Origin of the sequence: Roseibium sp. SCP15, from assembly GCF_040329435.1 — a bacterium.
Taxonomy (GTDB): domain Bacteria; phylum Pseudomonadota; class Alphaproteobacteria; order Rhizobiales; family Stappiaceae; genus Roseibium.
In genome coordinates, this window is the sequence record NZ_JBDZYI010000005.1 from 298,148 (window position 1) to 321,864 (window position 23,717).

24 protein-coding genes are annotated in these 23,717 nt (G+C 56.7%); 15 read left to right on the plus strand and 9 right to left on the minus strand.

The window, feature by feature from the left end:
• Nucleotides 1–8 precede the first annotated feature (8 nt).
• From hpaD (ABLO27_RS24370) to ABLO27_RS24385, 4 genes are read right to left on the minus strand one after another with little or no spacing between them, the layout of a single operon-like run.
• Nucleotides 9–989, minus strand: coding sequence for a 3,4-dihydroxyphenylacetate 2,3-dioxygenase (gene hpaD / locus ABLO27_RS24370; protein ID WP_353036589.1), 981 nt, complete (start codon nt 987–989; stop codon nt 9–11).
• A gap of 25 nt (nt 990–1,014) precedes the next feature.
• Nucleotides 1,015–1,869, minus strand: a complete 855-nt coding sequence (hpaD, locus tag ABLO27_RS24375) for a 3,4-dihydroxyphenylacetate 2,3-dioxygenase (protein ID WP_353036591.1) — start codon at nt 1,867–1,869, stop codon at nt 1,015–1,017.
• Between the two features lie 38 nt (nt 1,870–1,907).
• The gene (hpaE, locus tag ABLO27_RS24380; protein ID WP_353036593.1) at nt 1,908–3,422 is read right to left on the minus strand and encodes a 5-carboxymethyl-2-hydroxymuconate semialdehyde dehydrogenase; all 1,515 of its coding nucleotides are present in this window, start codon (nt 3,420–3,422) and stop codon (nt 1,908–1,910) included.
• A 3-nt stretch (nt 3,423–3,425) separates the two neighbouring features.
• A complete protein-coding gene (locus tag ABLO27_RS24385; RefSeq protein ID WP_353036595.1) occupies nt 3,426–3,812 on the minus strand; it encodes a 5-carboxymethyl-2-hydroxymuconate isomerase in 387 nt (128 codons plus the stop codon).
• A gap of 102 nt (nt 3,813–3,914) precedes the next feature.
• Between ABLO27_RS24385 and hpaR the strand changes: the two genes are divergently transcribed.
• Nucleotides 3,915–4,367, plus strand: coding sequence for a homoprotocatechuate degradation operon regulator HpaR (gene hpaR / locus ABLO27_RS24390; RefSeq protein WP_353036597.1), 453 nt, complete (start codon nt 3,915–3,917; stop codon nt 4,365–4,367).
• A gap of 39 nt (nt 4,368–4,406) precedes the next feature.
• Here hpaR and ABLO27_RS24395 read toward each other — a convergent pair whose 3' ends face one another.
• From ABLO27_RS24395 to ABLO27_RS24405, 3 genes are read right to left on the minus strand one after another with little or no spacing between them, the layout of a single operon-like run.
• Entirely contained in the window at nt 4,407–5,756 is a 1,350-nt protein-coding gene (locus tag ABLO27_RS24395) for an aminotransferase class III-fold pyridoxal phosphate-dependent enzyme (protein ID WP_353036599.1), read from the minus strand.
• Nucleotides 5,757–5,772: 16 nt separating this feature from the next.
• On the minus strand, nt 5,773–6,432 hold the full coding sequence (locus tag ABLO27_RS24400; RefSeq protein WP_353036601.1) for an HAD-IA family hydrolase: 660 nt from the start codon (nt 6,430–6,432) through the stop codon (nt 5,773–5,775).
• Nucleotides 6,422–7,228, minus strand: a complete 807-nt coding sequence (locus ABLO27_RS24405) for an IclR family transcriptional regulator (protein ID WP_353036603.1) — start codon at nt 7,226–7,228, stop codon at nt 6,422–6,424. Before ABLO27_RS24405 ends, ABLO27_RS24400 begins: the two co-directional genes overlap by 11 nt.
• A 263-nt stretch (nt 7,229–7,491) precedes the next feature.
• Between ABLO27_RS24405 and ABLO27_RS24410 the strand changes: the two genes are divergently transcribed.
• The 11 genes from ABLO27_RS24410 (at nt 7,492) to ABLO27_RS24460 (ending at nt 19,001) form a co-directional block, all read left to right on the plus strand.
• Nucleotides 7,492–8,427, plus strand: a complete 936-nt coding sequence (locus tag ABLO27_RS24410; RefSeq protein WP_353036605.1) for a tripartite tricarboxylate transporter substrate-binding protein — start codon at nt 7,492–7,494, stop codon at nt 8,425–8,427.
• A gap of 56 nt (nt 8,428–8,483) precedes the next feature.
• Nucleotides 8,484–9,023, plus strand: coding sequence for a tripartite tricarboxylate transporter TctB family protein (locus ABLO27_RS24415; RefSeq protein ID WP_353036606.1), 540 nt, complete (start codon nt 8,484–8,486; stop codon nt 9,021–9,023).
• Between the two features lie 7 nt (nt 9,024–9,030).
• Nucleotides 9,031–10,554: a tripartite tricarboxylate transporter permease gene (locus ABLO27_RS24420; RefSeq protein ID WP_353036608.1), complete on the plus strand. Its 1,524-nt coding sequence runs from the start codon at nt 9,031–9,033 to the stop codon at nt 10,552–10,554.
• A gap of 8 nt (nt 10,555–10,562) precedes the next feature.
• On the plus strand, nt 10,563–12,050 hold the full coding sequence (locus ABLO27_RS24425; RefSeq protein ID WP_353036610.1) for an aldehyde dehydrogenase: 1,488 nt from the start codon (nt 10,563–10,565) through the stop codon (nt 12,048–12,050).
• 28 nt (nt 12,051–12,078) lie between these two features.
• Nucleotides 12,079–13,377 (plus strand): aspartate aminotransferase family protein, encoded by a 1,299-nt coding sequence (locus ABLO27_RS24430; RefSeq protein ID WP_353037029.1) that lies wholly within the window; start codon nt 12,079–12,081, stop codon nt 13,375–13,377.
• A complete protein-coding gene (locus ABLO27_RS24435; protein WP_353036612.1) occupies nt 13,370–14,344 on the plus strand; it encodes a phosphotransferase enzyme family protein in 975 nt (324 codons plus the stop codon). The genes ABLO27_RS24430 and ABLO27_RS24435 overlap by 8 nt, the downstream gene beginning before the upstream one ends.
• A complete protein-coding gene (locus ABLO27_RS24440; RefSeq protein ID WP_353036614.1) occupies nt 14,341–15,573 on the plus strand; it encodes a Tm-1-like ATP-binding domain-containing protein in 1,233 nt (410 codons plus the stop codon). The genes ABLO27_RS24435 and ABLO27_RS24440 overlap by 4 nt, the downstream gene beginning before the upstream one ends.
• Before the next feature lie 348 nt (nt 15,574–15,921).
• A complete protein-coding gene (locus ABLO27_RS24445; RefSeq protein WP_353036616.1) occupies nt 15,922–16,548 on the plus strand; it encodes a DsbA family protein in 627 nt (208 codons plus the stop codon).
• A 102-nt stretch (nt 16,549–16,650) separates the two neighbouring features.
• Nucleotides 16,651–17,526, plus strand: a complete 876-nt coding sequence (locus ABLO27_RS24450; protein WP_353036618.1) for an MBL fold metallo-hydrolase — start codon at nt 16,651–16,653, stop codon at nt 17,524–17,526.
• Between the two features lie 165 nt (nt 17,527–17,691).
• Nucleotides 17,692–18,609, plus strand: coding sequence for a LysR family transcriptional regulator (locus ABLO27_RS24455; protein WP_353036620.1), 918 nt, complete (start codon nt 17,692–17,694; stop codon nt 18,607–18,609).
• Nucleotides 18,610–18,704: 95 nt separating this feature from the next.
• On the plus strand, nt 18,705–19,001 hold the full coding sequence (locus ABLO27_RS24460) for a hypothetical protein (RefSeq protein ID WP_353036622.1): 297 nt from the start codon (nt 18,705–18,707) through the stop codon (nt 18,999–19,001).
• A gap of 38 nt (nt 19,002–19,039) precedes the next feature.
• On the opposite strand, the gene ABLO27_RS24465 is transcribed toward ABLO27_RS24460, so the two are convergent.
• Entirely contained in the window at nt 19,040–19,579 is a 540-nt protein-coding gene (locus ABLO27_RS24465; RefSeq protein ID WP_353036624.1) for a hypothetical protein, read from the minus strand.
• A gap of 73 nt (nt 19,580–19,652) precedes the next feature.
• Entirely contained in the window at nt 19,653–20,600 is a 948-nt protein-coding gene (locus ABLO27_RS24470; RefSeq protein WP_353036626.1) for an AraC family transcriptional regulator, read from the minus strand.
• Between the two features lie 302 nt (nt 20,601–20,902).
• On the opposite strand from ABLO27_RS24470, the gene ABLO27_RS24475 reads away from it, so the two are divergent.
• From ABLO27_RS24475 to ABLO27_RS24485, 3 genes are all read left to right on the plus strand, one after another.
• On the plus strand, nt 20,903–22,876 hold the full coding sequence (locus ABLO27_RS24475; RefSeq protein WP_353036628.1) for a TonB-dependent receptor domain-containing protein: 1,974 nt from the start codon (nt 20,903–20,905) through the stop codon (nt 22,874–22,876).
• A gap of 77 nt (nt 22,877–22,953) precedes the next feature.
• On the plus strand, nt 22,954–23,241 hold the full coding sequence (locus tag ABLO27_RS24480; protein ID WP_353036630.1) for a DUF2218 domain-containing protein: 288 nt from the start codon (nt 22,954–22,956) through the stop codon (nt 23,239–23,241).
• Between the two features lie 47 nt (nt 23,242–23,288).
• A complete protein-coding gene (locus ABLO27_RS24485; RefSeq protein ID WP_353036632.1) occupies nt 23,289–23,711 on the plus strand; it encodes a hypothetical protein in 423 nt (140 codons plus the stop codon).
• The last annotated feature ends 6 nt before the right edge of the window (nt 23,712–23,717 follow it).

Sequence of the window (23,717 nt, forward strand, 5' to 3'; positions counted from 1 at the left end):
TCCTGACTTTACGGCGCCACGATCGGCTGTGCGGCCAGGTTCGGCTCCCGCACTTCGACGGCTTCGAAAAGAGAGCCTTCCTCAAACCAGCTCTTGGGTGCCGGAGCACCCCACAGGGTCTGGCGCTGCGGGTCCTTCAGGTCCCATTTGATCGGTTCCAGATCCGGATCAACCGTCTGATAGTCGGAGCAGTAGATCTCGATCCGGTGACCGTCAGGGTCGCGGATATAGAGAAAGAAGGCATTGGAAATGCCGTGGCGACCGGGGCCGCGCTCGATGTTGGAGACCCAGCCGGTGGTCGACATCAGATCGAGCAGGTCGATGATGTTGAGCGGTGTCGGAACCCAGAAGGCCGTGTGGTGCAGGCGCGGCCCTCTGCCATTGGTGAAGGCAATGTCGTGAACCCCGCCCTTGCGATGGGTCCAGGCGGCCCAGAGGTGGCCTGTTGCTTCGTCCTCGGTGTATTCGGTGACGCGAAAACCGAGCTCGTTATAGAAGGCGACGGATTCATCGACATTCGGCGAGAAGCAATTGAAATGGTCGATCCGCAAAGGCTTCACGCCGCGATAAAGCGCGTATTTCTGATGAATTGGCGGTAACCGGTCCATCTTGCAGTAGAACTCAAGCGGGATGCCATGCGGATCGCGCGTGCGGAACGTGCGTTCCTGATACGGACGTTCAACCCAGTCCACCGGCAGGTCCTTGGACTTGAAGAAATGAGCTGCCTTGTCGAGGCTGTCTTCATCGAAGACTTTGAAGCCCAGATCCCGGGCGCAAGCCTGCCCCGCTTTCCTGAGCACAATGCAGTGATGGCCGCGTTCTTCCATGGCACGCAGATAGATAGCGTCGGTGGTTTCGTCGGTAACCTGAAGGCCAAGTGTGTCGACATAGAAAGCGCGGCTTTTTGCCAGATCGGTGACGGCCAGCTCCACATGGCTGAGCCGGACGATGTTGAAAGGCGGGTAGAGATTGGGAGCGGGAACAGGCATCGGAACGGGTATCCTGATTTATTCGTTACTGGACCGGAAAAATGACGTTCGTCTGCCCCGTGCCGGAGCTCGGGAAATACTCCGTCACCACTTCGCAATTGGCGGTGTAGTTGTCCCAGCCGAGCGCGCCATACAGCATTGCCGTATCGTGCATGGAGCCTTCGCCACAGCAGTATTCGGCGTATTCCGGCAGCATTTTCAGGAAGGTTGCATGATCACCGTTCTTCCACATCTCCAGAACATGCAGATCCATCTGCCGGTTGAACTCGGATGAGATTGTGAAAGTGCCATTGTTGGCGGCATAGTCCTTGTTGGCCCAAATCTTGTGCGAAAGCGAGCCGGATGCGACCAGCAGCACCTTTTCGTCACTGGCTTCGACAGCCTCGCGGATTGCTTCGCCGACGACCCGGCTTTCGGCGTGGTCGTGAACCGTGCACCAGGCTGCGACCGATACAACCTTCATCTCGTGTTCGCGGCTCATGAAGCGCATTGGAACCAGAGTGCCGTATTCCAGTTCAAGACTGTCCAGATGATGTGCGAGGGTGTGTGTGCCCTTGTCCATCGCAGCCTTTGCGATTGCGTCGCCGAGCTCCGGATTGCCCTGGTAGCTGTAGGGAAGGTTCTGGATGAAATGCGGGAACTCATTCGAAGTGAACAGGCCTTCAAAGCGGCTGTTTGCATTGATATGGAAGCCTGCATTGATGACCCAATGGGTATCGCAGATCACAACCGTGGTTGCGCCAAGCTCCTTTGCCCGGCGCGCTATCTCATAGTGCCCGTTGATTGCCGGCTGGCGCTTTCCTTCCACCGGGCCGGGTTGCTCCGACATCAGCATGGTCGGAACATGCGTCACTTTCGCGGCCAGTACTATTTCACCCATCTTATCCTCCCAAATCCTTCAGCATACAGAGACAGTGATCACAGCGCGCCGAGGCGCGGGATCGCATGCTGGCCCGTAGCGAAAGCGATGTTTTTCTGTTCCATGTAAAATTCGAACGACCAGTCGCCGCCGTCGCGGCCGATGCCGCTGGCCTTGACGCCGCCAAATGGTGTCGGCAGGTGACGGACGTTCTCCGAGTTCACCCAGATCATCCCGGCTTCAAGGTTGTTGGTGAAGCGCAACGCCCTGGTGAGGTCATTTGTCCAGACGTAACCGGTCAGACCGTAAGGGACGTCATTTGCGATCTGGAGCGCTTCTTCCTCGGACCCAAAGCGGATGCTGGTCAGGACCGGGCCGAAGATTTCCTCCTGGGCTATGTCCATCTGGTTGTTGGCACCCGTGAACAGGGTCGGGTGAACGAAATAACCTTCATCGCCGATCCGCATTCCGCCGGCGGCAACCGTCGCCCCGTTCTGTCTTGCCGTGTCGAAGTAGCTGGTGACCTTGTCGAAATGGGTCTTGTGAATGAGCGGTCCGATTTCGGTCTTCGGATCAAGGGGGTGTCCAACCTTGATGTTGTTGACCCGTTCAATGAGCCTTGCCTCGAACTCTTCGGCAATCGTGTCCTGTACCAAAAGGCGTGAGGAAGACGTGCAACGTTCACCGTTGAGCGAGTAGATCATGAAGATTGCGGCGTCGAGCGCTCGGTCGAGGTCCGCGTCGTCGAATACGATGACAGGGTTTTTTCCGCCCAGCTCGAAGTGCACGCGTTTCAGGGTGTCGGCACCCTGCTTCATGATCATTGAGCCAGTGCGGCTTTCACCGACGAAAGCGATGGCCTTGATGTCCGGATGCTCGGTCAACGCTTTGCCGGCGTCCTCGCCAAAACCATTGACCAGGTTCCACACGCCTTTCGGCAGACCTGCTTCTTCAGCGATTTCAGCGAGGATTCGCGCGGTCAACGGCGAAAATTCCGCCGGTTTGTGGACGACCGTGCAGCCGGCTGCGAGGGCTGGCGCGATCTTCCACGTTGACAACATGAACGGCGTGTTCCACGGCGTGATGACACCAACCGGACCGATCGGTACGCGGGTCGTGACGTTCATCAGGGTGGGGGAGGGCAAGGCCTGGCCGTCTCTTGCAGCCGTTGCCTTGTCTGCAAAGAAACGGAAGTTTTCGGCGCCGCGCAACGCTGCTTTCGACATGAAACGCAGTGCCTGACCCGTGTCCCAGCATTCACAGAGCGCGATTTCCTCGGCCCGTTCAACAATCCTGTCGGCGATCCGATGGAGGATTTTCTTGCGTTCAGCCGCCGGCATGTCGCGCCAGGCGGGAAAAGCTTCCTTCGCGGCTTTTGCAGCCGCGTCAATGTCAGCGGCACCACCCTTGGCCACATTGCAAATCAGGCTTTCGTCCACCGGAGAGTGGGTCTGAAATGTCTCTCCAGATTGCGCAGGAACCGTTTCGCCGCCAATCCGGTTCAGGATGCCGCCTGTCCGGAAACGTTCCAGATAGCTGCTCAGTTTTTGAATGTTGTTTTCAAGGTCGGACATTGGTCAGGCTTCTCCCAAATGGTCGCGAATGGTTCCTGTCTTGGGCGAAAGATCCGGGTCGATGTCCCGCATTTCCAGGGACAGAGCCAGTGAACTCGTTGCAAGGACGGGTTCCAGGAACGCTTTTGCGGCGTCAAACAGTCTTTGTGCTGCGTCGGTTTTCACTTCCTGTGGCCGTCCGGCACGCAGGCGAACCGAAATGTCGATGAAACCGTGCTTCGAGGCGCCATCTGCAATGCTGTAATAATCCGCTTTCAGCGCCCGGACGCGAATGCCGGGCATCGGAAAGGCAACGATGGTGGCCGCTTCTTCGCGCAGGTGTTCGCACAATTCTTGAATGTCGACCCGCTCTTGCAAGTTGGCGGAATATTCCAGTGTGATGTGCGGCATGGCATTTCCTTAACAGCACAATATTTGCTATGTTAAATATATAGAGTCGAAAATGTCAAACTTTTTGTGTGAAATAAAGTTTGGATTCGCTAATAGCTAAGAATGACTGACACTCCAGAAACCCAGACCGTTCGCAAGTTGCCGCCAACCAAACGGTCCATTCCCATCGCCCTCATCCGGGCGCGCGAAAAGGTCATGGGACCGATCCGGGAAATGCTCGCCGACACGGGCATCACTGAACAGCAGTGGCGCATCCTGCGGGTTCTGGAGGAGTTCGGGCCGCTCGATGCTTCGACCCTTGCGGACCGGGCCTGTCTCCTGCTGCCTAGTCAAACACGTATCGTCCAGACGCTCAGCGAAAAGGGACTGGTGACCCGAAACGCCGATGACAGGGACCGCCGGAAGCAAACTGTCGCCATCACCGATGCGGGCCGGAAGATCATTTATGACAATCTGGAGGAAGCCCAGGCGATTGTCGCCCATATGGAAAAGGTGATCGGCCGGGAAAAACTGAACCAGCTTCTTGATATTCTAGACGATTTCCAAAATCTCTGAGGGCTGGTCCGGCGCGGTCTTGCGCCGGACCGGCTTTCCTCAAAGAGCGCTCAGCCCTGTTTCGGTGGCCGACAATATCTTTGCGACATGGTCTTCCGTCACCACGAGAGGCGGCGAGAAAATCACGTTGTTGCCCGATACCCGGACCATGACACCATCCTCATAGGCTGCCTGCTGCAGTTTCATCGGAATGTCCTTGCCAACCGGGTCCTTGGTCGTCCGGTCCGAAACAAGTTCGAGGGCGCACATCAGGCCTTCGCCCCGCACATCTCCGATTACCTCGAACCTTTCCTGAAGACCCTTCAGGCCACCAAGAAGCTGCTTGCCGCGTTCGGCGGCGTTTTCATGAACCTTTTGCGCCTTGATTTCCGCAAGTGCTGCCAGTGCCGCCGCGGCGCCGACCGGGTGGCCGGAATAGGTGTAGCCGGTGTCGACCGATGCTGTGCCGGTGCGGTCGGCTTCGAAAACGTCGGCAACGTGATCGGCGATCATCACCGCGCCGAATGGGAAATAGCCGTTGGTGATGGCCTTGGCTGTGCACATCAGGTCCGGTTTGACGCCCCAGTGACGTGCGCCACTTTCCGATCCGGTGCGCCCGAACGCAGTAATGACCTCGTCGGAAATGAGCAGGATGCCATTTTTGGAACAGATTTCACGGACCAGAGGCATGAAGCTCGGATGCGGTGGCATCACACCACCTGCACCAAGGACCGGTTCCATGATGAAGGCGGCGATGGTGTTGGCGCCCTGGAAGGCAATTTCGTCTTTCAATGCGGCCGCGCAAAGCCGGGCCAGCTTTTCCGGATCGCTCTCGTTGAAGGGATTGCGATAGGTATGAGGCGCCGGAATATGGAAGCAGCCCGGCATCAATGGCTCATAAGCATTGCGGAACTTGGCGTTGCCGTTGACGCTCGCGCCACCGAAATGCGTGCCGTGGTAGCCTTTTTTCAGGCTGATGAATTTCGTCCGCGAGGCTTCACCACGGATGCGATGATATTGGCGGGCAAGCTTCAGGGCGACTTCGACAGAGTCCGATCCGCCCGACGTGAAAAACGCCCGGCTGAGCCCGTCAGGTGCAAAGAACTGGGCGAGCTCATAGGAAAGTTCGATCGCCTTGTCGTTGGTGGTTCCGCGAAACAGCGAATAATAGGGCAGCGCGTCCAGCTGATCACGAATGGCCTGCTTCACCGGTTCGCAGGAATAGCCAAGATTGACATTCCAGAGACCGCCGACGGCGTCTATCACCTCGTGTCCGTTGACATCGGTGATGCGGACGTCCCTGGCTTCAGTCAGGATCGTCGGCAGGTTGGTCTGGCTGTCCGCCGGATGGGCCATCGGATGCCAGACATGCCGCGCGTTGTTTTCCTTCAGGAAGTTTGAGTCCTTCATGACAAGTCTCCTCAAATTAGGCCGCCAGGCCAAGCTGGGTCAGCGCGTCGGAGTAGGACGCAGCCGGGTTCAGAACGTCGAAGTGAACTGTGCGCATTCCCACCGCCGTGGCGCCCGTGATGTTGCGAGCCTGGTCATCGACAAAAACGCAGGCTGACGCGGGCAGGTCCAGTTCCTCCAGGCAAAGCTGGTAGGCGCGCGGGTCGGGCTTCAGGATTTTCGTGTATGTGGCGTCGACGATGACGTCGAAGTCTTTCAGGAAGGCGAGTTTGTCGCGGAATTCGACGCCATAAAAGAGATCGAGTTCATTGGACAGGATCGCGAGTTTCCTACCGGCGCGCCGGGCGGCTTCGATTGCAGCGAGAGCTTCCGGGCGCATGACTGCGTCCGGGTCTGCGCCGCGTGCTGCCTTCACGAAATCGGACATCGCGGTCCAGGGACGTCCGGTCAATCCGGCAACTTCCTCTGTCCGGAGGCGCCAGTAGTCCCGTTCGGAAATTTCATCTGCCTGCATGGAACGCCAAAGCGGGTCGGTGTCCGGCTCGAAAGGACCTTTCCAGGTCAAGGTGCCAGCCGGCAATCCAAGCGCACGCTCCGTGAGGTCGTGGGTTTCAAAAAGCGTGCGTGTCACGACGCCACCGAAATCAAGTACGAGGGCTTCAGCATCATGCTGCATTGAGCCAGATCCTTCTCAGGTGAGGGGGAACCGTGCCGCCAAGTTCCTCGGTGACCTCCGTCGCCGCTTCGATGAGCGCAACGGGTATCTTCCGCTTCAATTCGTCTGTCATTCGAGCTGTGGGAACCGCCACGGCCATGGTTCCGACAGCTTCCTGCAGGTCGCCAAAGACCGGGACACCGAAAGAAGAGACGTGCAGTTCAAATCCCTGATCGATAAAGGCGACGCCTTCGGTCTGAACCCTTTCGACGGTCTGTCTCAAGTCGTCCGGATCGGTGATCGTGAACCGGGTCGAAGCTTCCAGCGGGTCGGCAAGAAGGTCGGACAGCAGGTGATCAGGGCCGAAAGCAAGCATTGCAAGGCCGGAGGCTGTAGCATGGAGTGGCAGCAGTTCAGCTTCATCGAAATAAACCCTGGTTCCATGGATCAGGGCGTCGTGGTGACAGAGCGGGGACAGGTGATCGCCCTCACGCAAGGAGACATGCACCAGTTCTCCCAGGTCTGTCGCGAGCCTCTCGACCAGAGGAGCAACAAGCGTGCGGGCAGGAAACAGACGCTCTCGAACCGCGGCCAATCGCAGGATGGCCGGACCGAGGCGATAGCCTTTCGTGACAGGATTCTGTTCCAGGAAACCGTTTGCGGCAAGTTCGATGAGATGGCGATGCACCGTGGCCTTGTCCTGTCCCGACAGCGTGCGGAATTCGGTCAGGCCGATTTCCGGATGACTTGGGGAGAAGAAGTTCAAAAGGTTGAGCGCCTTGGTGATCGTTCCCATCGGAATCCAGGTCCGTTTCAAATGCGGTTTTCAGGTCCGGGGCGGGTGGGCCGCGGTCGTCGAATTGCATTTATCTTGACAGATAGTTTCAAATGAAACAATATTTATTTGATACCTCTGGTTCATTATTTGAACCCTTTTTGAGTGTGACATTGTTCTATCCGCCGTTTGATTGGAGGTTGACAGGCTATTATTTAATATGACAACATTTAACAACGCAAATAAAAAATAGCTGAGATCAACCGAGAAGGTTGACGGATCACCATCAGATGAGGGACTTCGAAATGAAAAAGCACGCGATTGCCCTTACAGCGGCAAGCTTGATGAGCGTTACGGCTGCACTTGCCGACTACCCGGAAAAGCCGGTCTCCTTCATTGTTCCCTGGCCTCCGGGGGACTTGGAAGATGTTCTGACCCGGCTGATTGCCGATGAGTTTCAGGAAATGTACGGCGTTCCGGCCGCGGTCGTGAACAAGCCCGGCGGCGGCGGTGGTCCTTTCCCGGGCGCGGTTGAAGTGGCGACCGCTCCGGCAGACGGCTACACGATCGGTTCCTTCGTGACCGACGTCCCGATCGGTGGGCCGCAAATCGGCATCCCCGAATTGTCGCCCAACCCGTTTGATCCGATCGGGATCTTCATGACATACCCGTTCGTGATCGCTACCGGCGCCAACGCACCCTATAGCTCCTGGGAAGAACTGGCGGAATATGCCAAGTCGAACGATGTTGCCCTTGGCCATTTCGGATCATTCCTGCCACCAACCCAGATTACCTTTGCCGCTGCAAAGACGTCCGGTTTCGACTTTGCCAGTGAAGCTGCGTTTGATGAACTGACCTGCAACACGCTGGCGTCCGGTGATGTCGACGTGATCAACACCACTATCCAGCAGGTTCTTCCGTGTCTGTCCGACATCAAGGTGCTGGCAAGTGTCGGCAAGGAGCGCACGTCTCTGACGCCGGATGTCCCGACCGTTCAGGAAATCAATCCGGAATTGTCCGTTACGCTTTGGAACGGCTTGTTTGTGCACAAGGATGTGCCGCAGGAAGCGCGCGACAAGATTGCGGCTGCCGCACAGGCTGCGTTGAAAAAGGAAAAGGCGCAGAATCTGATCGGCGAGACCGGGGTGCTGATCTACTGGCAGGACGCTGATGCGTCGAAAGCGCAGATTGAATCGGACGCCGCTGCCATCGGGAAGATCTCCGAGATCAACGAGCAGTAGGATTTTGCCTCCAGGCGGCACTTCCAGGTGCCGCCTGGCGATTGTGGAGGGCAGTCGTGGCACATATCAAGACTTTGCAGGAACTGTTCCGGCGGTATCGCCGTCCGGGGGATATCGTTTTCGCGATCGTGTTCCTGGCGTTCTCACTTTTTCTGTTGTCGCAGCTTTATTCGGAAACAGCCTGGATAAAGCGAACCAATTGGTATGCGCAACCGAGGTTCTGGCCGGCCGTATCGCTGATCGGTATGGCGATCTTTGCCTGCCTGCATTTCATCGGCTCAATCTGCTCACCGCGCATTCTCGGGCGCTGGAAGGAAGTTGCCTTCTGGGTCAGCTCACTGGAATTCGTGATGTACTTCCTGGGCTACGTGGTGCTTGTCCCACAGTTGGGCTACTTGCCTTCGACCGTGCTCTTCACCGTGTTTCTGACGCTCAGGATTGGCGAAACACGGATTGTGAACCTCCTGTCCGCAGTGGGGTTTGCCGTAGCAGTTGCCGTCATCTTTCGCGCATTTCTCCAGGTCAAGATCCCGGCCGGGCGCATCTATGAAGCGCTGCCGGACGGTATCCGCGCCTTCGCACTAACCTACCTGTGAGGCGCTCATGGAAACTATCTTCTCAGGACTGACGCTTCTTGCTCAATGGGAAGTGCTTGTCGCCCTGGCCATCGGTTCCGTTGGCGGTGTCATCATCGGCGCGATCCCGGGCGTGGGTGCTGCCGTGGCAATCGCCATCCTGTTGCCGGCAACATTCGCATTTGAGCCAATTGTCGGCCTTACTCTTCTGCTCGGTGTCTATGGTTCCTCCATGTACGGAGGCGCCATCCCGGCCATCCTGATCAACACACCCGGCACCGCCGTCAACGCCCTGACGACCTATGACGGGTATCCGATGACCAAGGATGGCCGGGGTCATCGTGCGTTGTCGCTCGCCTATTCGGCGTCGTTTTTCGGCGGCATTTTTTCCGTTGTCTGCCTGATCGTGCTCTCGCCCGTACTGGCGATGATTGCGCCGCATTTCGGCAGTCGCGAGATCTTTCTGGCTGCCCTGATGGGGATCATCCTGGTGATTGTCGCCCATCGCGGTCAGGTCTTCGCGGCCGGTATGCTGGGTTGTTTCGGCATTTTCATCAGCACCATCGGACTGGAACCTGCCAAATACACGAAGCGTTTCACGTTTGATCAGAGCTGGCTGGCTTCGGGCATCGACCTGATCGTTGTCGTGCTTGGCCTGTTTGCGATTTCGCAGGCCCTGCTGCTGCTGGTGGACAAGGAACACAAACCGGGGTCGGCCAATGTCGACGGCAATCTGTTTGCCGGGCTGAAGGATCTCTTCCAGTTCAAGCGGGTCGCTTCGGTTTCATCCGGTCTTGGTGTCCTCATGGGAATGATACCCGGCGTTGGTGAGTTTACCGCTCAGTTCCTTTCCTACACCTACGCACAGAAAACCTCGAAAAAGCCCGACCTGTTCGGCAAGGGATCACCGGAAGGCCTGGTCGCATCGGAAGCTGCAAACAACGCCGTGCCCGGTGCGGCGATGATCCCGTTGCTGGCATTGGGCATTCCCGGCGAAGCCCTGACGGCAATGATGCTGTCCGTTTTCTACGTGCACAATGTCATTCCGGGGCCGCAATTGTTCCAGGGGCAGCTTGATTTCGTTGTCGCGCTTTATCTCGCACTGATCATTCTGAACGTGATCGTTCTGATCTTCCTGCTGTTCTCAACGAACCTGCTTCTGAAGATCATTCAGATCCCGACTCGGTTCCTTGGCGTGATGATCCTGACGCTCTCTTTTGTTGGCGTTTATTCGCTACGCAATTCGGTGACAGACTGTGCGATAGCGTCTGCGTTCGGCGTGTTCGGCCTGATCCTGAAGCGGCTCAACCTGCCGATCGTGCCGATCATTCTCGGCATGGTGCTCGGGGGCATCATGGAAGTGAAGCTGCGCAGCGCCATGGCGCGCGTGAAGTCCCCACTGGATTTCATCGACCGTCCTATCGCCGCAATCCTGTTCCTCATGATCATCGCCATCCTGGTTCTGCATTTCCGTGCCGTAGTTCACGAACAACGGGCGCGCAGGCAGCAACGTGAGGAAGGTTCCTCCGACATGTCGACACAGCAAGGGTGAGATAATCTATGCTTGACCAGACAGCCATCGATGCATTGCGTCATGAAACGGTCGGAGACCAGGGGCATTTTTGTGACGGAAAGTCTGTTGCATCGAAGTCCGGTGAAACGCTGGATGTGATCTCCCCCATCGACGGCAAACGGTTTGCAAACCTGGCAGCCGGGACCCCTGAAGACATGGATGAGGCGGTTGCATCCGCACGCCGGGCTTTTGAGGACGGCCGCTGGTCCAAGGCAGCTCCTTCTCATCGCAAGAAAGTCCTGCTCAGGCTGGCGGATCTGATAGAGCGCGATGCTCTGAAGCTGGCGGTGCTCGGCATTCGCGACAATGGCACTGAAATCAATATGGCCTACAAGGCCGAGGCGCTCTCGGCGGCGGCAACTTTCCGTTACTACGCGGAGGCCATCGACAAGGTTTACGGGCAGATTGCGCCGACAGCTGAAAATGTTCTTGGGCTTGTGCACCATGCGCCTGTCGGCGTGGTCGGGGCGATTGTGCCGTGGAATTTTCCATTGATGATCGGTGCCTGGAAGATCGCACCGGCATTAGCTGCCGGAAACTCCCTGGTTCTGAAGCCAGCCGAATCCGCTTCCCTGTCGCTGCTGAAGGTGGCGGAACTTGCCTCCGAGGCCGGTCTGCCCGATGGCGTCTTTAACGTGGTCACCGGGGCAGGCGCAGTTGTCGGCGAGGCATTGGCGCTGTCGATGGAGGTTGACGTGCTGGTTTTCACCGGCTCTGGGGCGACCGGCCGCCGGCTACTGAACTATGCGGCCGCGTCCAATCTGAAACGCTGCTATCTGGAGCTTGGCGGCAAATCGCCGAACATCGTGTTCAGTGATGCGCCGGATCTCGCGCAGGCCGCCAAGGTTTCCGCCGCAGGTATTTTCCGCAATTCCGGCCAGGTCTGCGTCGCGGGATCCAGGCTTCTGGTCCAGGAAGACATTCTCGACGATTTCGTGGCTGAGATCTGCTTGCATGCGGAGGCGTTCAGGGTTGGCGATCCGCTTGACTTGAACACCCAGATCGGTGCCGTTCACAGCCTGCCACAGCTGGAAGCAGATCTTCAGTTTGTCGTGACCGCAGAAAGCGAAGGTGCGGAGCGACGCACGGGCGGGAGCCGCATTCTTCAGGAAACCGGCGGCTACTACATGCAGCCGACGGTGATGACCAACGTGAAACCGACAGACACGATTGCCCAGCAAGAGGTGTTCGGGCCGGTTCTGGCCGTGACCGCTTTCCAGGATGAGGCGGATGCGATCCGAATTGCCAACAGCACGCAATACGGCCTGGCGGCGGGCGTTTGGACAGCAAACCTCAGCCGTGCCCACCGGATGATTTCTGAAATCCGTTCCGGGGTGATTCACGTGAATACATATGGCGGATCGGATCTGACGGTACCGCTGGGTGGTGTAAAGCAGTCGGGCAACGGTCATGACAAGTCGCTGCATGCGCTGGACAAGTATGTCGACATGAAGACCGCCTGGATCCAGCTTTAGCAAGGAGTGCGAGATGACCGTTCATCATTTGACCGGACCTTCGAGCCTGCTGGAACGGCGCGCCCGTTTGCTGGGGCCGAACGTGTCCACCTTCTACGACGAGCCGGTTCACATCGTGAAAGGGGAAGGGGTCTGGCTCTGGGACGCGGACGGTCGCAAGTATCTGGATTGCTACAACAACGTTCCCCATGTCGGGCACTGCAATCCACGGGTGGTCGAAGCGATTTCCCGGCAAGCGGCCACTCTGAACACGCACACCAGATATCTGCATGAAGGCATTCTGGAGTATGTCGAGCGGCTGACCGGAACATTCGACGATCCGCTCTCCACGGCCATTTTGACCTGTACCGGTTCGGAGGCGAACGACGTCGCCCTGCGGATGGCCGAAGCGGTGACCGGCAGACGCGGCATCATCGCCTCGGACTTCACCTATCACGGCAATACCTCGCTGGTTTCGCAGTTGTCGAGAAGCAATGTTCCCGGTGTTGGCAATAGTGATTGGGTGCGCTTCGTTCCGGCACCAGACAGCTATCGTCCGCTTGGCGGTGAGGCCGGCATGGCCCACGCCCGGGCATTTGCCGACGCGGTTGGTGAGCAGATTGAAGCCCTGAAGAAAACCGAGCATGGTTTTGCAGGTCTCATCCTGTGCCCGTTTTTCGTCAATGAGGGTTTTCCAGCTCTTCCTGAAGGGTGGCTGAAACCTGCGATCGACGTTGTCAGGAGAGAAGGCGGCATCTTCATTGCTGATGAAGTTCAACCCGGCTTTGGCCGCATTGGAAGCCACATGTGGGGTCACCAACGCCAGGCGATTGTTCCTGATGTTGTCACTTTGGGAAAGCCGATGGCCAATGGTCACCCTGTCGGGGGCGTTGTGACCTCCCCGGACATCATGTCGGCCTTTCGCAATTCGTTCCGGTATTTCAACACGTTCGGCGGCAATCCGGTTTCATGCGCGGCAGCCATGGCCGTGCTTGAGGAGCTGGAGGACAAAGATCTTGTGTCAAACGCCAGAGCCGTCGGTGACTATGCACAGGCGCGGCTTCGGGATCTGGCGCAGAAGTACGACTTCATCGGCGATACGCGCGGATCCGGTTTGATTTTTGGTGCAGAAATGGTGCTCAATCCGGCAACCAAGGAACCGGCCATCGACTTCACTGACCGGGTTGTCAACGAGATGCGCCGCCGTGGCATCATCCTCAGCAAGCTTGGGCGTCACAAAAACACGCTCAAGATCCGTCCGCCGATGCCGTTCGGGACGGAGCATGCTGATCTCCTGTTTGAAACCCTCGACGATGTTCTGGCATCGACGCCGCTGCATCATGGATAGTCTCCTCACACAATCCCGCATTCTTTGGGATCTGGGCGATTGTCCGATTGTTCTGGTCGCTGAACGGGAGAACCAGGTCTTCAAGGTAACCGCAAGCGGGGGCAGTTATGCTCTTCGCGTCCACCGCAAGGGCCTCAGAAGCGATGCGGAACTGCAGTCCGAGCTGTCCTGGATGGCGGAGCTCAGCCGTGCCGGGTTGAGCGTTCCGAGGCCGGTCACGTCGGCGGACGGGTCGCTTTTTCATCTGGTTGAAGATCGTCAGGTTGACATGCTGACCTGGTTGACCGGTGCTCCGATGGGCAAGACGTCCGAACCCTTGCAGCATGCGGACCGCCCAGAAGTGTTTCGCCAGATCGGCCAGACGCTTGCGAGTTTGCACCGGATCTCCGATGCCTGGACACCACCGGATGGTTTCGTTCGCGCCAGCTGGGACCGGCCGGGCCTTGTCGGGCCTGATCCTCTATGGGGGCGATTCTGGGAGAACCCGGAGCTTACTGCTGCCGAAATTCAGACGCTCCGAACTTTCCGGGATTTGTCGCATGAAGACCTCGTACGCCTTGGGGAGGCACTGGACTACGGTTTGATCCATGCGGACGCGGTCAGGGAAAACATCATGGTCGATGGAACGTCGCTGCACCTGATCGACTTTGACGACAGCGGCTACGGATTTCGACTGTTCGATCTGGCAACCGCGCTTTTGAAGAATATGGGTGAACCGGATTATCCCGAGCTGAAAGACGCGCTTTTGCAAGGTTATCTGGCGCGCAGGCCGCTGGATGTGGCGGCTCTTGATCTCTTCATGGCGCTCAGAGCCGTGACCTATGTCGGCTGGAACATTTCCCGGCTGGAAGAACCGAGTGGCCGGGTCCGCAACAGCCGGATGATCGCCCAGGCCATAGCCCTGACCGAAACTTACATGTCTGCCCGCACGGGCTCATCCCAGTCTACGCTTGAGGTATCGCGATGACCAAAACCATCCTGTCCATCGGCACCTACGACACCAAGAATGCCGAACTGGAATTCATTCAGTCCTGCATCGAGGAGCAGGGCGGCAAGGTCATGACCATGGATGTAAGTGTGCTCGGTGATCCGGAAAACCCAACCGACATATCCAAGCACCAGGTGGCCGAGGCCGGCGGCATGACCATCGAAGAGGTGATTGCGCTCGGTGACGAGAACAAGGCCTTTCAGGTCATGGCACGTGGCGCTGCCAGACTTGTTGCCGAAAACTGGCAGGCAGGCCGGTTCGACGGCATGATTGCGCTCGGTGGAACCATGGGGACGGACCTTGCACTGGATTGTGCCCAGGCTCTTCCTCTCGGGGTGCCGAAATTCATCGTCTCGACCGTCAGTTTCTCGCCGTTGATTGCTCCGGACCGCCTTGCGCCGGACATCCAGATGATCTTGTGGGCTGGCGGGTTGTACGGTCTCAATTCCATCTGCAAATCATCCTTGTCTCAAGCAGCGGGGGCTGTACTTGGAGCTGCAAAAGCGGCTCAAGCTCCTGATACCGGGCGTCCTCTTGTTGGAATGACGTCTCTCGGCTCAAGCTGCCTGAAATACATGAAGAGCCTGAAACCCGCTCTTGAAAAGCGCGGCTTCGAAGTTGCCGTCTTTCACTCTACCGGTATGGGTGGAATGGCTTTTGAAAGCCTGGCTAGGCAGGGCGCATTTTGCTGTGTCATGGACTTCTGCCTTCAGGAATTCGGTAACATGCTGGCCGGGTCACTGGTCAGCAGCGGCGATGACCGGCTTACGAACGCGGGCAAGAGCGGCATTCCTCAGCTGGTCGCGCCAGGTGCTCTTGATCTTGTCGATTTTGCCGGATGGCAGACAATTCCGGAACAATATGCCGACAGGCCATATCACGAGCACAATCGCCTGATCAAAAGCTCGGTGTTCAATGCCGATGAACGCCGGAAATGGGTCCATGAGCTCGCCGAGCGGTTGGAAGCAGCCAAGGGCGAAGTCCGGTTTCTGCTTCCCGTGGGAGGCATTGAAGAGTGGGACCGGGAAGGGCAGGAAGCCTACGACCCGGAAGGATTGCAGGCGTTCATCGAGGAAGCTCGCAACGTTCTTCCCGGGCGAGTGCCGATGGACGAGATTGACGGGCACATCAATGACCAAGTCTTTATCGATGCCGCGCTGGAGGTTTTCGATGGCTGGGTTCGAGACGGCGTGGTGACGTCCGCCTGACATCGCAAGTTCGCCTCTTGACTGAAAACCTGCTTTGCCGACTTCGCATCGTTCAGCTGTGCGAGGTCGGTCCAATGCCATCTTCCCCCCACTTCAAGTCAAGTTGCGGCACCTCGCTCAAGGTCGCCAAGGAAATGGCCGCGTCCGTATGCCTTTCAAGCAGGCAACTCTCTTCTTAATCAATTGTTTTATCTATAATAATTCTGTCTGACTGAGGCGCGTGCGGTTCTTAGAGTTGAAAAATGCAATGTTCGCTTTTAGCTGACTTAAAGTTTCTTTTGTCAGTCTTTTGTTGAGTTCGGATCGCTCCTAATTTCCCGACATGGTCGATTGTTGAGGAAAGCCGAAGTGACACGTTTCACTATTGTCTACGACACCTATTGCGGCTGGTGCTACGGCGCGCATCCCGTCTTTGCCGCTCTGTTAAACAGCGCAAGCAGGGTCGAAGTGTTGCACAGGTATCTGTTTCAGGGGGTGAACGCGCATCGGATGGCCGATGGATTTGGGGCCATGGCGTGGAGCTATGATCAACGCATCGCATCGCTGACCGCTCAACCCTTTTCACAAGCCTACAGAGACAATGTTTTGGGATCGGAAGCGGAGGTCCTGGAATCAGGACTGACGGCTCAGGCCGCAGCTCTCGTACACGGTCTGGGCCCCGGAACCGAATTGGCGCTTGCGGCAACTCTGCAGAAAGCCCGCTATGTTGAAGGCAAATCAACCGCAGACCGAGAGCATGTTGTTGCAGCGCTCGTCAGGCATGGCATCGACGGAAACGAAGCTGAAGAAAAGCTCGGTTCGCGCGCGCTGCGAGATGCGGCAACCAAGTTGGCGCAACAGGCCAGGCACGTCATGGCTTCAGTTGGCGCCGGAGGTGTTCCGGCCCTGATCCTTGAGCAGGACGGACGTCGGACCTCCGTCGATATCTCCCGTTTTTTCAAAGAGCCGGAAACGATCCGGAACCTTGCGGCCTGAAGGTCGCTCGAACCTTTCTTCGCGGTGCTCATGGAGATTTGCCGAGCAAAGCGAAGGACTTAAACCCGGCTGCCGAAGCCGGTCCCCAAGAAAGGAAATCCCATGAACTCATTCTTCAAAACGGTGACGGCCGCAGCCGCCTTGTCGCTGTCCTCGGCGCTGGCCGTTGCTGCAGACCTCACAGTCGAAGTCTTCAATCCGGGTGAGGATGCCCTGTTTCCGGTTACCTCAAGCCTGATTTCGGGGCCGCAAGAGGCAATCCTGGTCGATGCCCAGTTCGACAAGGCGAATGCCCGGAAAGTCCTGAAGATGGTTCAGGACAGCGGCAAGGACCTCAAGACCATTTATATCAGTCATGGTGATCCGGACTTCTATTTTGGTCTGGACGTGCTGACAGAAGCCTATCCGGAGGCTGAAGTCGTTGCGAGCCCGTCCACCATCGCACATATCAACGCAACCAAGGACAAGAAGATCGGCTACTGGGGCCCGATCCTGGCCGAAAACGCGCCGTCCAAGGTCATCGTGCCAACGGAGATTTCCGGTGACAGCTTCACCATTGACGGTGAAACAGTGGAAATTGTCGGGCTGGACGGTCACGACCCCAAGCATACCTTTCTTTGGATTCCTTCGGTGAAAACCGTTCTTGGCGGAGTGGTCCTTTACGAGAACCTCCATGTGTGGGTTGCCGATGCGCAAACCCAGAAGGATCGGAACAACTGGTACAAGACCCTGGACGTGATCCGGAACCTGGGTGCCGAGCGCATCGTACCCGGACACTTTCTTGGCGGCTCAAAGGAAGACCTTACCGCCGTGAATTTCACCGAGGAGTATGTGAAGGCCTTCGAAGCTGCATCCGCGAAGGTTGAGGGATCGGAGGCCCTGGTGACGGAAATGACCACGGCCTACCCGGACTTCCCGAATGTCACTGACCTGGGTCTGAGCGCCAAGGTTCTCGAAGGAGAAATGAAGTGGCCGTAAGCTGCGATGGATTGCCCCTTCGCCAATGACATCTATCAGCCCGGCATGTCCGGGCTGATTTGCTGCTATATGAAGTAGGATCAAATCAGAGACGACACTGTCTCGCCTTGGCGTGACCGGTCGCGGACGTTGCAGGGACACTTGGGTCCCCAATATGGAAAAGACATGGGTAAGGGGCCGAATCTCAAGCGTCTGGAATACTTCGTGGCGGTAATCGAGGAGGGATCGATTACGGCAGCAGCCAGACGGCTCGGCGTCAGCAAGGCGGTCGTCAGCAAACAATTGCAGATGCTGGAAGATGAGGTCTCGGCCAGTCTTGTTCTACGCACATCGCGGCAGATGAAACTGACTGAAACAGGCCGCCAATTCTACGACGTCGCCAGCAGTGCGGTAGGGCAGGCCAAGGAAGCCTATGAGGCAGTCCGCGAAGCCAATGATACGCCGCGCGGTGTGCTTCGTGTTACCGCGCCCGTCGATTTTGGACTGGCCTATGTGTCCGGGGTCACGGCAGAATTCACCGCGATCTATCCGGAGGTGCAGGTTGAGCTCGTCTTTAGCGACACAAAGTTCGACCTTGTTGAATCCCAGTTCGATATATCGTTCAGAACCGGTTGGCTGAAGGATTCCAGCTATCTCGCACGCAAGCTCAGCGATTTTGACCAGTATCCGCTGTGTACCCCGGCGTTTCTGGAACGAATTGGTGGAGTAAAGAACCTGAAAGAGCTTGAAGGCCTGCCCTTTGTCGAGAACCAGGCACTGATGCATCCAAGATCCTGGACTTTCGAGCGCGCGGGAGAGGAGCGTCTTGTTTCCATGCAGAACGTGGCTGTGTCGGTTGACGTCACCCTGGCGTCGAAACAAGTCATCCTGTCAGGGACAGCCTTCTCCATCATGCCGGACTTCGTCGTTCGCGATGAACTGCGATCAGGCGATCTGGTTCCAATGATGCAGGATTGGTCCCTGCCGAGAGGTGGTATCTACGCGGTGTTTCCACCGTCAAAACATCGTACTGCCGCAGCACGAGAATTCGTCAATTTCATGCTGAAGCGGTTCCGGGGGGAAAGCAATCTCCAGCCGATTTGAGTGGAGTTATGAGGCTTTCACTGGACGAGATGTAGCGTCAGCAGCTAAGTTTTCCGCCAGTATTGTGTTTTCCAACCGGTATCCAGGCAGCTGTGATGGCAGGTCGACGCAAGTGGTCGTTTGAAAATGTTCAGGAAGTCGCGAACACGTTTCGCACGCGCAAGGAGTTTCGCCTTGAGGCGAGGCAAGCCTATAACGCGGCGCATCGTTATGGCTGGATGAACCGCGTCTGCAGCCACATGGAACGTGAGCGCAAGGATTGGACATTCGAAGAATGTCAGGAAGCTGCGCGACGCTATAACTGCCGATCGGCCTTCATGCTCGATTCAAATGCCGCCTATCAGAGTGCCTATCGAAAAGGGTGGCTGGACAGGATCTGCGATCATATGTGATTGCATCTCGCATGGATGGGAAATCCGGGCACCAGGTTTCAGCTGGTGAATTTCAGCCTCTTTCTGGGTGCGGGGCTCGGGCTTTTCTCCTTAGCTGGAGCAAGCGCGATTAAGTGGCCGGCCAGTTCCTCCATATGCGTGAGAAATTTGCTGCTGCTGACGCCTTCACACAGGATGACGGCATTTGCCTGACGGGCCAGGCCGTCTCCGTTTTGCACTGCCTTCAGCAATAGCATGAACTGGTGCTCGTGCTTCGCCAGTTTGTGCCGGCAGCACGGGCATCCCGGGTTTGTAAAGCTGAAGCAGGTCATGCGGGTCTGGCGCAGGGAACGCATCGCGTTCATCACGGCCAGTCCGATCTTCGATCCGTCTTCCGGGCCAAAAGTTTTTGCGCAACTTTCGAAAGCGTCTTCCCAGGCATGGTAACCGGGATTGGCATAACTCATGCAGAACAGTCTCAGCGAATGGAGAACGGTTTGCTCGGCGGTTGAAAGACCGATGTGAGATACGGAAACGCGCTGCTCCGCCTGGTTGAAATGGCCGTGCTTGCCGTTCTCCGGCTGGTTGCTGCTTGTCACAACTGATCCTCTGAATTCTGTACTCGCGATTTGAAACATTCGCGAAAGGCGTTTTCCGTCCCTTGCCGGATCTTTATTGCGTGACCTGTTTGGGTGACAGGCCAAACTCCCGTTTGAAGGCAGTCGAAAAGTTGGCAGGAGAGGAGTAACCGGCGATATGCGCGGCCTCGGCGATGGACAGAGCATCCCGCTCAAGCGCCTCGCGCGCTTTTTCCAGCATAAACCGGCGAATGAAACGTGATGTCGACAGGCCGTAAGTCCGTGACAACAAACGTTGGAGCGAATTCGAGCTCATGCCGGTGTTCCGTGCAAGCTCGTCAGCGGTCACCCAGTGACCACGCTCTCCGCTGAGGTAATGCTCGATCGTCCGCAGTTTCTGCCTGTCTTGTCCGGACCCGGACTTTGCATGAGGTTCGACGCGATGTTCGGTGAAGTACTGAAAGGCTTCTTCCAGCAGACCGTAAACGCGCGCCGTGATGTAAAGCCTGTGCTGGAACGGCGACTTTCTCGGTGCACCTATGATTTGCTCCGCAAGACCAATTGCGTGCGCGCTTGGCGTCCAGCTGAGATTGGCAAGGTGTTCTTCGGCAAAGTCCTTGAACGCACTGAAACCCGGGTCGGACAGGTCGAGATGGGCAAGAAACCACTCATGAGAGATGGCAATCGTCACTTTCTTGAGCCGACCACCCTTGCGTGCCTGCCTGACAAATCTTTCTTTGTGCTTTTGCGAGAAGAAGGTTGCTACCGGTGACCAATGCCGCTGCTCGGCGTTGTAGACAGGCATTGGGATTTTGAAGTCGCCGATGGATGCCTCTACGCTTCCTTCAAGAAAAAGGAAGACACCAAGACGGGGGCCGGTTTCAGATTCGATCTTGAGATCGTGCAGGTCTTCGGCATTCGAAAAATGGATCGACAGGCCGTCCTCGATTTTCTCGAAACCAATCGCACCTCTCAAAACATCATCATCGGTATCGAGAGAAGGCCCCAACCAGCGCACAGGTCGACCGTTGTCCCTGATCATGAGGTCTTCTTTGGTCACATAATGATTGTGATGGTCGGATTGTACGAACATGCCGGTCTGAGTTCTTCACGTTTTTTGAAAGCTGCAATGCCTCGGTATCTGGCTAAGCAATCCTTGAAAAACGGACGGCTTTGGCTCCGGATTACAATTCGCAAAAGAGTTTGAGCGATTGGCAAACGCTTTCGGAATTGTTCCCGCGCGGCAATCTCCTTATCAAATACATGAACTTTTAAGTCAAGTTTAAGTCTGTCCGTCGTGGCGTGGGGCCGCCGCGGCCGGACCGTTTATGGTTGGGGTTTAAAATGAAACGCGGATTTGCAAGACACGCGGCCGTCCTGGCGTCTGTCAGTACACTTGCACTCATTCCACAGGCAGCTTTTGCGCAGAACGCCCAGGAACTGGAGACAATTGTTGTCAAGGACAGCGAAGCGGAGAAATTCGAGTCACTCGAAACGAGTGTCGATATCAGCCGGGAAGACATCGAGCGGGCTCAGCCGCTTGATCTGAAGCAGCTGTTTCAAACCACGCCATCCGTGACGACGGCTGGCGGAAGCCCGGCTTCCCAGAAATTCTACGTTCACGGCATCGACCAGTCCAAACTCAACGTGACCATCGACGGTGCCCGTCAGAAAAACAATGTCTGGCACCACAATGGCAATATCGGCATCAATCCGATGTTCCTGAAATCGGTCGGAATCAATGACGGCGTTGCTCCGGCCGATGACGGACCTGGCGCGCTGGGTGGCAGTGCAAGGTTTGAAACCGTCGATGCGGTGGACATGCTGAAGGAAGGTCAAAAGCTCGGGGCATTGGTCTCATTCGGCTATGATACCAATTCCATGACGCTCACCGGAACCGGAGCTGCTTATGGAGCGGACCAGGGATTTGAATATCTCGGCACGCTCACCCGCGCCGAAGGTCAGGATTACGACGACGGCGATGGATTTACGGAACGGGGAACCGCGGCGGACCTTTGGAATGGTCTGGGCAAATTCGCCTACCAGAGCCAGGAAGGGCACCGGTTTGAGGTTTCCGGAGAATATTACAGGGACAAAGGGTATCGCCGCCTTCGAACCAACATGGGGCTGGTAAGCGCCGACTTTAACAGCAACCTCTATGAGCGCATTACGACGACGTTCAAATACACGCTGGAAGGCGCAAGCGGATATTTCGATCCGGAAGTCCTGCTCTACTACAACAGGAACAAACTGGAGCGGCCGAGCGAAGCCTACTACACGAGGCCGAGCGGTGACTTCAATTCCGATCTGCAGTCCTTCGGCGGTCATCTGCAGAACCGTTTTCACTTTGCCATGGGCACCGTGACTGCCGGTGTCGATTTCTATCACGATCACGCAGACATAGAGCGGTTCTGGTTCTCCACGAATGCGGACGAAACGATTTCGAATATCGGCGGCTATGTGCAGGCTCGCCTGACACCGGTTGAAAAGCTGGATGTTTCGACCGGCCTGCGTGCAGATTTTCAGAGCTATAAAGCTGTCGACGGCCAGACCTTCGACAACTTCGGCCTCTCGCCGAATGTCAATCTCGGTTACGAGATCATCGACGGGCTGACAGCAAACGCGGGATACTCATACGTCTTTGGCGGCATTGAGCAGGCTGAAACAGCTTTGTTTCATGCGCGGGACTATACCTATTCGCGCGACCTTGATCCGACAACGGCTCACAACGCCAAGGTCGGGTTGGCTTACCGGTATGGAGGACTGTCACTGGGCGCGGACCTCTTTTACATCAAGATGTACAATCCTGTTGCCTGGGACTATCGCAATTCCATTCGCCTGAATGGAGATGAACTCGTTTCGAAAGGTTTCGATCTTTCCGCCCGCTATGACTGGAACAACGCTTACGTTTCGGCCGCCTTCACTCATACGGACGTCCAGTATGGAGATCGGATCGCGCTTGCAGGTGACTACAACAATGCTGTCCCCGTTGGAGACATGCTGGCGCTTGGTGCCGGTTACACGTTCGAAGAATGGGATCTGACGGTTGGTGCCAATGCGGAGATCGCTTTTGAGTATTCAAACCAGGATCTGGAAGACAACGGTTACGAGAACCCCCTTCCGGGCTATGAAGTCGTCAACATTTTCGCCGAGTGGGCGCCCAAACTTGGAAATACGGACTTCACGTTGCGCGGTGAGGTCAACAATCTCTTCGACGAAACCTATTACAGTCGAGGGACTTACAGCACTACCAGCCGGGTGACGCCGGTAAATTCGCCGGGTCGAAGCTTCTTTTTGACGGCAACGGCGAAATTCTGAGCCAATAATTCAAGATTTTTTACGTGAGCCGGTTTCCCCGGCTCACCTTTTTGGTGTAAGGAACGGACAGCCAGGGCATGATTATCGTCACTACGACGGCGCACACCGCCTCAGCCTCAAAATATCTCCAGCAACTTTGCAAGCATTTTGCCCATAAGGTTCCCGCAACCTGGGATGCCACCTCAGGGGAAGTGTCTTTCCCGTTCGGCTTTTGCCGGATGGAGGCGACCGACAGCTGTTTGATGATCCGCTGCGAAACCGATGAAGACCAGAAAATGGTCCGGATGAAAGGGGTTATCGACAGTCACATTGAGCGGTTCGCCTGGCGCGAAGAGCTGAAGCTCCAGTGGCAATCTGCGGAATAGATTCCTCGGATTGACCGGTTCTCAACTTCAACAGGGAGAGCGCGCAGATGAAAAGACATTTGATTTCGTCCCTTATCCTGGCAGCCAATCTGGTTGCCCCGGCAGCCTTTGCGCAGTCGCCGGACGCCATAACGATCCAGCTCAACACCGCGGAAACCGCGGGGGATGCCTGTCGGTTGACCTTCGTGATCCGCAATCAGATGTCTTCGCCCGTCGATGCGCTCGGACTTGATCTGGTCATGTTCGATCAATCCGAAGGGGTTTCGGGCTATGCGGCGGTTGATTTCGGCGCGATGCCATCGGGCAAGACAGTCGTGCGCCAGTATGATGTCGGAAAAGGCGCCTGTTCGGACATTTCGCGCGTTTTGCTGAACGAAGTCCGCGCCTGCCAGGTGGCCAGTGGCCCGTTGCCGGATTGCCTGTCGAAGCTGCAAATCACCTCCCGGTCCGAAATCGACTTCATCTTATAGAGACCT

Bases quoted from the DNA above. Each gene is read 5' to 3' on its own strand.
- hpaD (WP_353036589.1), bottom strand. From the start codon at position 989: ATGCCTGTTCCCGCTCCCAATCTCTACCCGCCTTTCAACATCGTCCGG.
- hpaD (WP_353036591.1), bottom strand. From the start codon at position 1,869: ATGGGTGAAATAGTACTGGCCGCGAAAGTGACGCATGTTCCGACCATG.
- hpaE (WP_353036593.1), bottom strand. From the start codon at position 3,422: ATGTCCGACCTTGAAAACAACATTCAAAAACTGAGCAGCTATCTGGAA.
- ABLO27_RS24385 (WP_353036595.1), bottom strand. From the start codon at position 3,812: ATGCCGCACATCACACTGGAATATTCCGCCAACTTGCAAGAGCGGGTC.
- hpaR (WP_353036597.1), top strand. From the start codon at position 3,915: ATGACTGACACTCCAGAAACCCAGACCGTTCGCAAGTTGCCGCCAACC.
- ABLO27_RS24395 (WP_353036599.1), bottom strand. From the start codon at position 5,756: ATGAAGGACTCAAACTTCCTGAAGGAAAACAACGCGCGGCATGTCTGG.
- ABLO27_RS24400 (WP_353036601.1), bottom strand. From the start codon at position 6,432: ATGCAGCATGATGCTGAAGCCCTCGTACTTGATTTCGGTGGCGTCGTG.
- ABLO27_RS24410 (WP_353036605.1), top strand. From the start codon at position 7,492: ATGAAAAAGCACGCGATTGCCCTTACAGCGGCAAGCTTGATGAGCGTT.
- ABLO27_RS24420 (WP_353036608.1), top strand. From the start codon at position 9,031: ATGGAAACTATCTTCTCAGGACTGACGCTTCTTGCTCAATGGGAAGTG.
- ABLO27_RS24425 (WP_353036610.1), top strand. From the start codon at position 10,563: ATGCTTGACCAGACAGCCATCGATGCATTGCGTCATGAAACGGTCGGA.
- ABLO27_RS24435 (WP_353036612.1), top strand. From the start codon at position 13,370: ATGGATAGTCTCCTCACACAATCCCGCATTCTTTGGGATCTGGGCGAT.
- ABLO27_RS24440 (WP_353036614.1), top strand. From the start codon at position 14,341: ATGACCAAAACCATCCTGTCCATCGGCACCTACGACACCAAGAATGCC.
- ABLO27_RS24450 (WP_353036618.1), top strand. From the start codon at position 16,651: ATGAACTCATTCTTCAAAACGGTGACGGCCGCAGCCGCCTTGTCGCTG.
- ABLO27_RS24455 (WP_353036620.1), top strand. From the start codon at position 17,692: ATGGGTAAGGGGCCGAATCTCAAGCGTCTGGAATACTTCGTGGCGGTA.
- ABLO27_RS24460 (WP_353036622.1), top strand. From the start codon at position 18,705: ATGGCAGGTCGACGCAAGTGGTCGTTTGAAAATGTTCAGGAAGTCGCG.
- ABLO27_RS24470 (WP_353036626.1), bottom strand. From the start codon at position 20,600: ATGATCAGGGACAACGGTCGACCTGTGCGCTGGTTGGGGCCTTCTCTC.
- ABLO27_RS24475 (WP_353036628.1), top strand. From the start codon at position 20,903: ATGAAACGCGGATTTGCAAGACACGCGGCCGTCCTGGCGTCTGTCAGT.
- ABLO27_RS24480 (WP_353036630.1), top strand. From the start codon at position 22,954: ATGATTATCGTCACTACGACGGCGCACACCGCCTCAGCCTCAAAATAT.
- ABLO27_RS24485 (WP_353036632.1), top strand. From the start codon at position 23,289: ATGAAAAGACATTTGATTTCGTCCCTTATCCTGGCAGCCAATCTGGTT.